Below are 12,298 nucleotides of genomic sequence, written 5' to 3' on the forward strand. Positions count from 1 at the left end.
CAAGGCCTGACGACTTTTGCGCAAAACCTAGCCGATTCGAGCAAAACTCTGCATGATGGGCATTCCTCGTCAGACCCACCCCTCTTGGGAGTCACGATGTCGAAGCGTTCCCCCGCAGCCCTCCTCGCGTCCGTGACGGCATTCGCCGGCGTGGTCGCCATCGCGCCCGAAAGCCATGCCGCCCCCGCGGCCGTGTTCACGTTGTCCTCACCGATGCTGAGCGTGCAGGTGGCCGAGGACTTCCCGGCCGTGCTCGGCTACCGGCACAGAGCCGGCGGTGAGATCGGTGGCGCCGCGATCCCGCCCACCTCCGTACGGATCGACGGCGCCGCACACGCGGCGACAGTGACGGGGGAGCAGGTCGACGCCGACACGGCGACCTACCGGCTGACCTTCGCCGACCTGCCCGGCGTCGAGCTGGGCGCGAAGCTCGAGGTGGCCGGCGACGTCGTCACCTTCGCGGTCACCGAGGTGACCGACACCGACGAGCACCGGGTCGGCACGCTCGACATCCCCGGGCACGATCTGCTCTCGGTCAGCTCGGACCAGGCCGGCGCGACCGTGAACACGGCGGTGGTGAGCGCGGACCGCACCACCGACGGGGACACCCACACCGAGGTCACCGCGGACCTGGCCACGACCGAGAAACCGGTCGGATCTGCGTACGCCATCGTCGACACCGACCAGCTGGCCGCGGCCATCGAGACCAACTCGGTCTATGACCAGAGCGGCGGCGACTCGACCAAGGAGCGTGGCCGGATCTGGCGCAGCGTGAGCGCCACCGACAGTGGCCGCCGGGTCGGTCTGTGGAGCGGCCAGTGGACCTACCGCGCGACCGGCTCGCCCTACACCGAGGAGCTTCCGTGGGCGAAGGTCACCATCACCCCCGACGCCAACGGTGACGAGGCCGTCGACTGGCAGGACGGCGCGATCGCGCTGCGCGACATCCAGCGGCCGATGAACGGCGCGGAGGAGACGCCCGAGCGGGTGGTCACCCACATCCCGTTCAACTTCGCCAGCCAGGCGACCCATCCGTTCCTGCGTACGTTGGACGACGTCAAGCGGGTCTCGCTGGCCACCGACGGGCTGGGCCAGCTGGCGGTGCTGAAGGGCTACGGCTCCGAGGGCCACGACTCCGCGCACCCCGACTACGGCGGCAACTACAACACCCGCGCCGGCGGGCTCGACGACCTCAACACGCTTGCCCGTGAGGGCGAGAAGTGGGGCGCCGACTTCGGGGTCCATGTCAACGCGACCGAGGCCTATCCCGAGGCCAAGACCTTCGACGAGACGCTCGTCGAGGAGGACAAGCCCGGCTGGGACTGGATCGACCAGTCCTACTACATCGACCAGCGCACCGACCTCGCGACCAAGAACATCGTGGACCGCTTCGCCCAGCTGCGCCGCGAGGCGCACGAGAACCTCGACTTCCTCTACATCGACGTCTACTACTCCTTCGGCTGGCTGCAGGAGCGGCTCGCCCAGGAGCTGCGCGGGCAGGGCTGGAACATCGGCACCGAGTGGTCCTACCACTTCGAGGAGGATGCGCTCTGGTCCCACTGGGCCAACGACGAGTCCTACGGCGGGGCCACCAACAAGGGCCTGAACAGCCAGATGATCCGGTTCGTACGCAACGGGCAGAAGGACACCTGGAACCCGGACAAGCTGCTCGGGCACACCGAGATCGTCGAGTTCGAGGGGTGGACCGGCGAGAACGACATCAATGCCTTCTACGACAACATCTGGCGGACGAACCTGCCGACGAAGTATCTGCAGAAGAACCCGATCCTGCGCTGGGGCCGCGACGAGATCGTCCAGGACGGCGGCGTACGCGTGGTCAACTCAGGCGAGACCGAGAAGACCCGCAAGATCTACCAGGACGACGACCTCGTGCTCGACGGCGACGCCTACCTCCTCCCGTGGCAGGGCCGGGCCGGCACCGAGCAGGACGAGGCGAAGCTCTACCACTACAACACCGACGGCGGCCGGACCACCTGGACGCTGACCGACGCGTGGAGCAGCTCCGGAAGGCTCAACGTCTACGAGCTCACCGAGCAGGGCCGGGTCGAGGCGGGCAGCGTGCCTGTCCGCGGTGGCAAGGTCACCCTCGAGGCGAAGGCCGGGACGGCGTACGTCCTGACCAAGGCTCCCGGCAGCTCACTCGACGCGCGGTGGGGTCAGGGCAGCCACATCGTCGACCCCGGCTTCAACGCCGGCAACCTCGAGGCGTGGCACCCGAGCGGGCCGGCCACGACCGGGCGCACCTCGACCGGGCAGCAGGTCGCCGTCCTGGACGGTGGCGAGAAAGCCACGATCAGCCAGCGCCTCCACGGTCTGAAGAGCGGACGCAACGCGCTGGGGGTCTGGGTGGAGGTCGAGCCCGGCCACAGCCGCGCCACCTCGGTCTCCGTCACCTCGGGCGGGAAGACCTACACCAACCGGGTCGAGCGCTCGACCGCGAAGAACCTGGTTGCCGCCGACGAGCTGCACAGCACCTACTTCCAGCGGGTCGAGGTGCCCTTCGACGCCGGCCGTGACGGCACGGCCACCGTCAAGATCTCCGCAGAGGCAGGCTCCGGCCGGGTCCGGCTCGATGACGTACGTGTCGTCGCGGTCGACCGCGACCTGCCGGCCGCGTCCAAGGCGAAGGTCATCGTCGAGGAGGACTTCGAGGAGGTCGTCCAGGGCTGGTCCCCGTTCGTCAAGGGCACCTCGGGCGGCGTCACCGACCCGCGTACCCATCTGGCCGAGCGGCACGAGCCGTATACCCAGAGCGGCTGGAACGGCAAGGTCACCGATGACGTGATCAGCGGCGACTGGTCGCTCAAGTCGCACGCGGAGAACGGCGGCCTCGTCTACCGGACGGTCCCGCAGACCGTACGTTTCGAGCCCGGCCACCGCTACCGGGTCTCCTTCGACCATCAGACGGCGAGGGCCGACGACTACGAGTGGGTGACCGGCTATGACTCGGTCGCGAGCGGTGAGCCGCGCTCGGTCGAGGTAGGTGCTCGCCCGATCGGCAAGCAGGTCGAGACGACCCGGTTCAGCGAGGAGCTCGTGGCCGGCGGCTGCGGCGACTACTGGGTCGGTCTGCGGACCGTCGACGAGAACGGCGCGAACGGAGACATCAGCATCGACGACTTCACCGTCGAGGACCTCGGTCCTGCCGGCGACCTGCCGGCCTGCGCGACCCTCGCCGTCGATGCCGGTGAGGAGAAGCTGCTGCCGGGCGCGGCCGGCGAGGTCACCACCACGCTCACCAGCGACGAGGCCTCGGAGACCGGCGCCGGGAAGGTCGATCTCGAGGTGCCGGAGGGCTGGACGGCCGAGGCCACCACCCCGGCCGCCTTCGACTCGCTCGCTCCCGGGAAGAGCCACTCGGTGACCTGGAAGGTCACGCCTCCGGCAGATGCGGCCGAGTCGAGCTATCAGCTCGTCGGCTCCGCGACGTACGACGTCGGTGGCGAGACGCGCACGGTGACCCGCTCGGCCACGGTGCAGACCGCGCCGCCCCCGCCGACCGCGGACACCTATGCCAGCGACCTCGGTTGGATCTCGGCCACCAACGGCTGGGGGCCGGTGGAGCGCGACACCAGCGTGGGGGAGAACGGCGCCGGTGACGGTGGGCCGATCACGCTCGCCGGCAAGGTCTACGCCAAGGGGCTGGGAGCGCATGCGGTCTCGAAGGTTCGCTACTACCTGGCCGGCAACTGCACCGCCTTCAGCGCCGACGTCGGGGTCGACGACGTACAGACCTCGCGGGGCTCGGTGAGGTTCTCCGTCGTCGCGGACGGTCGGACCGTCAGCGAGACCGGCACCCTGGGGCCGGCCAGCGCCACCGAGTCGATCACGGCCGACATCACCGGCGCCGAGTATGTCGATCTGGTGGCCGGCGATGCCGGTGACGGGAACGGCAACGACCACGCCGACTGGGCCGACGCGACCTTCCAGTGCGGCGCCTGAGCGGTCTGAGCCGCCGGATCTGCGTAGGCTGTCCGGGACCCAGGAAGGGAGCCCATGAGGCAACAGCGACTCAACCAGCTGCTCGAGCTGATCAGCGAGCACGGGCACGTCTCGATCGCGGAGGTGGAGAGTACGCTCGGTGTCTCGGCGGCGACCGCCCGCCGCGACATCGGGCACCTCGCCGACCAGCGGCTGGTCACCCGGACACATGGCGGCGCGACGGCACTCGGCTCGGCGTACGAGCTGCCTCTGCAGTACAAGATCGGCCGCCAGGCCGACGCGAAGCGTGCGATCGCGACAGCGGTCGCCGACCTGCTCGTGCCGGGCGAGACGGTGGCGCTCAACGGCGGGACGACCACCAGCGAGGTGGCGCGCGCGATCGGGCGCCATCCTGACCTGGCCGAGGACGAGAGCATCACCGTGGTCACCAACGCGCTCAACATCGCCTACGAGCTCTCGATCCGGCCCAACGTCAACATCGTGGTGACCGGCGGGGCCGCGCGGACCCAGTCCTACGAGCTGGTCGGCCCGTTGAGCGAGGGAGTGCTGTCGAAGATCCACATCGACACCGCGATCCTCGGCGTCGACGGCATCAGTGTTCGTGCCGGCCTCACCACGATCCACCCGGCCGAGGCCAAGATCAGCGCCGACCTCATCGCGGCGGCGCAGCGCACCATCGTCGTCGCCGACAGCACGAAGCTCGAGCATCCCACCTTCGCGCGCATCCACGACCTCGCCAGCATCTCCATGCTCGTCACCGACCGGGCGGTGCCCGAGCCGCTTGCGACCGCACTGGCTGACGCTGGGACGGAGGTCGTGGTTGCCACTGACTGATTTTGATCATTTGACGGGTGTTATTGACAAAAACGCGCAAAGCGATAGATGATTCGGGTCCAGCCCGGCAACACATCGGAGGGTGACCCGACGCCATGACCACATCCACACCGACGACGCATCTCGCATCCGAGACGGCGACGCAGCCGGCCGACTGGATGGCCGCCAGGAGCACCGCCGAACGATCGGGCGATGCACTGCCGAAGGCGGGGGAGAGGGTCGCGGTCATCGGCTGCGGCACCTCGCTCTACATGGCGCAGGCCTACGCCGCGCTCCGCGAGGAGCAGGGTCAGGGCATCACCGACGCCTGGACGCCGACCGAGGCCCGGATCGACCGGGGCTATGACCGGCTGCTCGCGATCAGCCGGTCCGGGACCACGACCGAGATCGTCGAGCTGCTCGCTCAGGTCCGCGGCCGGATTCCGGCGACGGTGATCTCGTCCTCTCCCGGGACTCCGGCTCTCGAGCTCGCTGAGCCGATCCTCATGGCCGAGGTCGACGAGAAGTCTGTGGTCCAGACCCGCTTCGCGACCACCTCCCTGGCCATGTTGCGCTGGCACCTCGGTGAGGACCTGAGCCTGGCCGCCAAGCAGGCCCGGCAGATCATCGACGCCGGGGAGGGCTCGTTCGGTGCGGCGTCGACCGCCGAGCAGGTCACCTTCGTCGGCCGAGGCTGGACCAACGGAGTGGCGCAGGAGGCGGCCCTCAAGCTCCGGGAGTCCGCGCAGCTGTGGACCGAGTCCTACCCGATGATGGAGTACCGGCACGGTCCGGTCTCGATCAGCGCCCCCGGCCGGGTCGTGTGGGCCTTCGGCGATCTGGTGCCGGGCTTCGCCGAGGACGTCGCGGCCACGGGCGCCGACCTGGTGCACCACGAGGTCGACCCGCTCGCCGAGCTGGTGCGCGTGCACCTGCTCTGCGGGACGCGTGCCCGTCTGGCCGGGCTCGACCCCGACGCGCCGCGCGGCCTCACGCGCTCCATCATCCTGAACCCGGCTGCCGACCGTCCCGAGTGAAGCGATGAGCGAGTCTCCCAGGCCGCGCGAGCCAGTCGCGGAGCGGGCTCTCGCCCTCGCCTTCGACGTCGGCGGCACCTCGGTGCGTGGAGCCGTGGTCGGTGCCGACGACGTCGTGGTGGCCGAGTCACGGGTGGCGACCCGGACCGGTCCGGCCGTGCTCGACGACATCGCACAGCTGGGCGAGGACCTGCTCGCCGGCCTGGGCCGGGAGGCGCAGGTTGCCGGGGTCGGGGTCGCCTTCCCCGGGCTCGTCGACACCCGGTCCGGAATCTCCCGCAGGGCGGTCAACCTCGGTCTCGTCGACACCCCGGTGGCAGCCCCGCTCGCCGAGCGGCTGGGTCTGCCGGTCTCGGTGGTGCACGACACGGTCGCCGCCGCGGGCGCGATCTGGGCGGATGCCGGCTCACCGGCCTCCGCACTCGTCGCAGTGCTCGGGACTGGCGTTGCTGCGGTGACGTACGTCGAGGGGAGGGCGATCGTCGGTGCCTCCGGTCAGGCCGGCGAGCTCGGACACCTGGTGGTGGACCCGGCCGGGCCGCCATGCACCTGCGGGCTGCGTGGCTGCGTGGAGACGCGCGCGGGCGCCCGCGGCATGCTGGAGAGGTATGCGTCGCTGGGCGGCGACCCCACGATCACCGGCGTCGCCGAGCTGGTCGAGCAGGCTGCGTACGACCGGCTCGCTGCCCAGGTCTGGTCCGAGGCGATCACGGCGCTCGCGGACGGCTTCCTGGCTGTCGGGGCCCTGCTCGCGCCCGGCGAGATCATCCTGGGCGGCGGTGTCGCCGAAGCCGGCGAAGACCTGCTCGACCCGCTACGCGCCCGGATGCGCGAGCGCGCCGGCGTGACGGCGGTGCCACCCGTGCGCCTCTCCGCCCTGGGCGGTCGAGCCGGCCTCGTCGGCGCCGCCCGGCTCGCGCTGGCTGCGGTGAGACCGGCTTCGACGAGGATGGGCCCGTGATCCTCACCGTCACGCTGAACCCGGCGATCGACGTCACCTACCGGCTGCCTCGGCTGACCGTGGGCGAGGTCCACCGGGTCGCCGAGGTCACCAGCCGACTCGGCGGAAAGGGCGTCAACGTCGCCAGGGTGCTGCACCAGCTGGGTGAGCCCGCGCATGCCGTCGGCCTGGCCGACGACGACTTCGGCGAAGCCCTCGGGCGAGAGCTGCCGGCGACCTTCCTGCCCGAGCTCGACGAGGTACGCCGCACCGTGGTCGTCGTCGCCGAGTCGACGACCTCGCTGTGGGAACCGGGCCGGCATGCGGCGCCCGGCGCCGACCAGAGGCTGCTCGACCTTCTCGCCGACCGGATCGCCGACGCGACCGCGCTCACCGTCTCCGGAAGCCTGGCTCCCGGCGTGCCCACCGACCTTCCGGCGCGGATCGCGCGGCTCGCGGCAGCCGCCGGCGTCCCGGTGCTCCTCGATCTGGACGACGCCGCGCTCGCGGCGGCGGTCGGAACCGGCGCGGTCCTGACTCCCAACGAGGAGGAGGCCGCGCGCCTGCTCGGGGGCACCCCCGACGACCCCGTCGTTGCGGTCACCGAGCTCGCCGTCCGCAACGGCGGCCCGGTCGTGCTCACCCGCGGCCACCATGGGTTGGTCGCGTACGCCGACGGTGTCTGCTGGGAGGCGTCCGCACCCGCTGGGGTCAGCGGGAACCCGACCGGCGCCGGGGACGCGGCCGCCGCCGGGCTCGCCCGCGGCATCGCCAGGGGCAGGCCGTGGCCGGAGACGCTTCGCGACGCTGCCGCGCTGGGCGCCGCGGCGGTGGTCGCGCCGGTGGCCGGCGAGATCGACCCCGATGCCTACGCGTCGTTCCTGGACGGCGTCAGCGTCAGGCGGCTCGACCACTCGCTCGACCACTCGCTCGACCACTCGAGCGTGCAGCGTAATCCGCCTCCGGCCTCTCGTCCCAAGGAGATCTGACGTGCCCCTGGCATCGATGTCGCTGCTGCTCGGCAATGCCCATGAAACCGGACGCGGGCTGGGCGCCATGAACGTCATCCAGCTCGAGCTGGCCGAGGCGATCGTCGCCGGCGCCGAGCAGGCCGGCCGTCCGGTGGTGCTGCAGATCTCCGAGAACACCGTCGACTACCGCGGTGCGGTGGCGCCCCTGTTGCGGGCGAGCATCGCGATCGCCGAGCGCGCCACGGTGCCGGTCTGCGTACACCTCGACCACGCGACCCGCGTCGAGCTCGTCGAGGAGGCCGTCGAGCTGGGGTGTCCTTCGGTGATGTTCGACGCCTCGAAGCTCGACTACGACTCGAACGTGGCCGCCACCGCCAAGGTCGCGGCCTGGTGCCACGAGCGCGGCGCCTCCGTCGAGTCCGAGCTGGGCGAGGTGGGCGGCAAGGACGGTGTGCACGCACCAGGGGTTCGCACCCAGCCGGCAGAGGCGGCCGCCTACGTCGAGGCCACGGGCGTCGACGCGCTCGCGGTCGCGGTCGGATCCTCGCACGCGATGACGACGCGTACGGCCAGCCTGGACAACGAGCTCATCGCCCGGCTCGCCGACGCCGTCGACGTGCCGCTCGTGCTGCACGGCTCCTCCGGGGTTCCCGACGAGGGCATCGTCGCGGCCATCGCCGCCGGGATGACCAAGGTCAACATCGCCACCCACCTCAACGCGACCTTCACCCGCGCCGTCCGCGCGGCGATCGCGGACGAGGGGAAGGTCGACCCGCGCAAGTACCTCGGCGCCGGCCGCGATGCGGTGGCCGGTGAGGCCGCCCGTCTGCTCGCGCTGATCGGCGGACCGAGGGTGGACCGCGCAGTGTGACCTGCGTTACAGTCGCCTCCAACTTGCGATTGATTCTGACTCTTTAGGGCGTGAGGCGATCATGTTCAATCACTCCATTCGACGGTTGTTGGTCCCGGGGGTGGCTCTGGCCGCCGCACTGGTCGCGCTCAGCCCGGTCAGCTCCGTGGCTGCCGAGGCGAGCGAGCTCGGCGACGTCACCGGCTTCGAGCGCGACGGCGACAGCTACACCTTCTTGTCCGGCGAGGCCGCGCTGCGCGTGACCTTCGAGGACGCCGACATGGTGCGCGTACGTCTGGCCCCGAACGGCGAGTTCACCGATCCCGCCAACGACGACCCCACCGAGCCGGGCGCTCCCGACGCCGACATCGTCGTCAAGCGCGACTACCCCGGCGGGCGGTCGGAGGTGAAGGAGACCGGCGCGGCGTACGTCATCAGCACCGACGAGGCCGTGCTCACCGTGACCAAGCAGCCGATCACCCTGCGCCTGACCGATCCGGACGGGAAGGTGCTGATGGCGGAGGCCTCGCCGCTGACCTGGGACGAGAAGAGCACCGCACAGCACCTGGAACGCGGCGACCAGGAGCAGTTCTTCGGTGGCGGCATGCAGAACGGCCGGTTCAGCCACCGGGGCGAGACGATCAAGATCTCGCGCGACTTCAACTGGAACGACGGCGGCAACCCGAACGCGGTGCCCTTCTACGTCTCCTCCCGCGGCTATGGGGTGCTGCGCAACACGTTCGCGGCGGGCAGCTACGACTTCGGTGCGCCGACCACGACCACCCATGACGAGCAGCGCTTCGACGCCTACTACTTCGTCGGTGACGCCAAGGGTGTCATCGACTCCTACACGGAGCTGACCGGCCGCCCGGTCGCGGTCCCGATGTACGCCCTCGAGGTCGGCGACGCCGACTGCTACCTCCACAACGCCAACCGTGGCGAGCGCGAGACCCTGCGCGACTCGACCGCGATCGCCGAGGGCTACGCGGAGCACGACATGCCGCTGGGCTGGATGCTGGTCAACGACGGCTACGGCTGCGGCTACGAGGACCTGGCCGAGACCGGCGACATGCTGAAGGACCACGGCGCCGAGCTGGGCCTGTGGACCGAGGACGACCTGACCGAGCAGGAGACCGAGGTCAAGGCGGGCGTACGCGTCCGCAAGACCGACGTCGCCTGGGTCGGCCCGGGCTACCGCTTCGCGCTGGATGCCTGCGAGCAGGCCCGCGACGGCATCGAGGACAACAGCGCCGACCGCTCGACCGTCCTTACGGTCGAGGGCTGGGCAGGCACTCAGCGCTGTGCCGCGGTGTGGAGCGGCGACCAGTCCGGAAGCTGGGACTACATCCGCTGGCAGATCCCGACGTACGCCGGCTCCACCATGTCCGGCCAGCACCTCGCCACCGGCGACGTGGACGGCATCTTCGGCGGCAGCGCCGAGACGTACGTCCGCGACATGCAGTGGAAGATGTTCCTGCCGATGACCTACCTGATGAGCGGGTGGGCGGCCTCCGACAAGCAGCCGTGGCGCTACGGCGAGCCGTACACCTCGATCAACCGGAAGTACCTGAGCCTGCACGAGCGGCTGCTTCCCTACTTCTACACGCACACGATGCGGGCCAACCGCGACGGCGTGGGAGCGGTCAAGCCGCTCTACCTCAACTATCCCGAGGACCCGAAGACCTGGGGTGACGAGGTCAAGTACGAGTTCCTCGCCGGCGACGACTTCCTGGTCGCGCCGGTCTACGAGGACTCCACGACCCGCGATGGCATCTATCTGCCCGAAGGCACCTGGGTCGACTACTGGAGCGGCCGGGTCCACCAGGGACCCACGACGATCGACGGCTACAAGGCTCCGCTGGACACGCTGCCGCTCTTCGTACGTGCCGGTGCGGTCGTGCCGCAGTTCCCCGAGGGCACGCTCGACTGGCAGCAGGGCAAGAAGTCGGGCCGCCTCGATCTGGACATCTACCCGCAGGGATCCTCGTCGTTCGTGAACTACGAGGACGACGGGCGCAGCCAGGCGCACGCCTCGGGCGAGTCCGCCACCCAGGAGTTCAAGGTCGACGCCCCCGAGCAGGGTCGCGGCCGGGTCGTGGTGCGGCTGGGCTCTGTGGACGGCTCGTACGTCGGCAAGCCGGCCTCGCGAGAGTACGGCCTCAGCGTGCACGCCGATGCCGAACCGGGCAGCGTGGAGCTGGCCGGCAAGGAGCTGCCGCAGAAGGCCTCGAAGGAGGCGCTGGAAGGGGCAGCGACCGGATGGTTCCACGACTCCGCGACGGGCATCACGCAGGTGAAGACCGGGAAGCTGTCCACCTCCGCCGGGGCCGTGGTCGCGCTGAACGGGTCCTCGGCGGTCGGTGGTGGCCACCCGGCCGACCGCAACGTGAGCCTCGACGCCGCGACCTCCGCGATCGCGGTCGCCGGTGAGGCCTCGGAGGTCAGCGCCACCTTCACCAACGACACCGGCTCCCGCGTCCAGCTCGAGTCGATCACGGCCAAAGCCCCCGAAGGCTGGGACGTACGCCCGGGTGATTCGGTGTCGGGGTCCCTCGCGTCCGGTGCGTCGCGCACCGCGAAGTTCAGCGTCACGCCGCCGGTGGATGCCGAACCCGGCCGGGTGAAGATCGAGGTGAGTGCGACCTACGAGACCCACGACCGGGCGTACTCAGTGACCGACTCGGCGACCACCACGCTCGCCCATCCGGACCTGTCCTCGGCGTTCGACAACGTGGGTGTCACCGAGGCCGAGGATCCCGGACCGGGCGACATCGACGGCGGCGGCAGCAGCTTCCTCGCCGACAAGCTCGCCGCAGAGGGTGTCACTCCCGGGGCGACGGTGAGCGCGAACGGCTTCGACTTCACCTGGCCGGACTCGGAGCCGGGCACTCCGGACAACGTGGCCTCCGGCGGCGAGACCATCCGGATCTCTGGTCAGGGCAACGCGTTGGCCTTCCTGGGGACCGGCACCAGCCTCTCGGCCGCCGAGAAGGCGACCGTGCACTACACCGACGGCACCTCCGGCACCGGGACGCTCGGCTTCCCCAACTGGTGCTGCGCGGCGACCGACAGCTATGGCGCCAAGGTCGCTGTCACCACGCTCGGGAAGAACACCCCGGACGGACCGGCCCACCCGACGGTCTCCTACCGCCTGTTCACCAAGACCCTGCGCACCGACCCCGCAAAGGAGATCGCCGCGGTCACGCTGCCCTCCAACGCCGCCGTGCACGTGTTCGCGATGACGGTCGGTGACGAGGAGATCGTCCCGCCGGCCCTGGCGGACGGTCAGTACTCGCTCGGCAACGCCGCCTCAGGTCTCGCGCTGGATGCGGCCGGCGAGACCAACAACGGTCAGCTGACCACGGCGGCCGTGGGCGCGGCGGCGTCGCAGAAGTGGGTGGTGACCCGGAACGAGGACGACGGCAGCTACCAGCTCAAGAACGCCGGCACGGGTATGTGCGCCGACGTCGCCTACAGCTCGAAGACGAGCGGCGACCCGGTCGTGGAATACACCTGCACCGGCACGCCCAACCAACGCTGGGTGATCGCCACCGACGGTGCCGCGGTGAAGATCTCGGCCAAGCACAGCGGCCTCAGCCTTGCGGCCGATGCCGACGGGCTGGTCGTGCAGCAGACCGACACCGCGGCCGAGTCTCAGCGCTGGCGGGCCACCCCGAACTAGGTCAGCCGTGCGCGGTTGACCCTGGGGAGGCCTGTCCGAACG

The 12,298-nt window shown here is 70.4% G+C and carries 7 protein-coding genes; all 7 read left to right on the forward strand.

Translation table 11 applies throughout. The features are described 5' to 3' along the window. Nucleotides 1-96: 96 nt before the first annotated feature. The 7 genes from ACRDPS_RS22695 to ACRDPS_RS22725 all read left to right on the forward strand — a co-directional run bounded on the left by ACRDPS_RS22695 (nucleotide 97) and on the right by ACRDPS_RS22725 (nucleotide 12,256). Nucleotides 97-3,963 (forward strand): endo-alpha-N-acetylgalactosaminidase family protein, encoded by a 3,867-nt coding sequence (locus tag ACRDPS_RS22695; protein ID WP_431503932.1) that lies wholly within the window; start codon nucleotides 97-99, stop codon nucleotides 3,961-3,963. Between the two features lie 54 nt (nucleotides 3,964-4,017). Further along, a complete protein-coding gene (locus tag ACRDPS_RS22700; RefSeq protein ID WP_431503933.1) occupies nucleotides 4,018-4,797 on the forward strand; it encodes a DeoR/GlpR family DNA-binding transcription regulator in 780 nt (259 codons plus the stop codon). A 95-nt stretch (nucleotides 4,798-4,892) separates the two neighbouring features. Next, nucleotides 4,893-5,813: an SIS domain-containing protein gene (locus ACRDPS_RS22705; RefSeq protein WP_431503934.1), complete on the forward strand. Its 921-nt coding sequence runs from the start codon at nucleotides 4,893-4,895 to the stop codon at nucleotides 5,811-5,813. 4 nt (nucleotides 5,814-5,817) lie between these two features. Next, on the forward strand, nucleotides 5,818-6,774 hold the full coding sequence (locus tag ACRDPS_RS22710; RefSeq protein WP_431503935.1) for an ROK family protein: 957 nt from the start codon (nucleotides 5,818-5,820) through the stop codon (nucleotides 6,772-6,774). Further along, a complete protein-coding gene (locus ACRDPS_RS22715; protein ID WP_431503936.1) occupies nucleotides 6,771-7,742 on the forward strand; it encodes a PfkB family carbohydrate kinase in 972 nt (323 codons plus the stop codon). The genes ACRDPS_RS22710 and ACRDPS_RS22715 overlap by 4 nt, the downstream gene beginning before the upstream one ends. Before the next feature lies 1 nt (nucleotide 7,743). Continuing rightward, on the forward strand, nucleotides 7,744-8,595 hold the full coding sequence (locus ACRDPS_RS22720) for a class II fructose-bisphosphate aldolase (protein ID WP_431503937.1): 852 nt from the start codon (nucleotides 7,744-7,746) through the stop codon (nucleotides 8,593-8,595). An 85-nt stretch (nucleotides 8,596-8,680) separates the two neighbouring features. After that, complete coding sequence (locus ACRDPS_RS22725) at nucleotides 8,681-12,256, forward strand: TIM-barrel domain-containing protein (RefSeq protein WP_431503938.1); 3,576 nt, start codon at nucleotides 8,681-8,683, stop codon at nucleotides 12,254-12,256. Nucleotides 12,257-12,298: the final 42 nt, after the last annotated feature.

Source organism: Nocardioides sp. (assembly GCF_050699375.1).
GTDB lineage: Bacteria > Actinomycetota > Actinomycetes > Propionibacteriales > Nocardioidaceae > Nocardioides.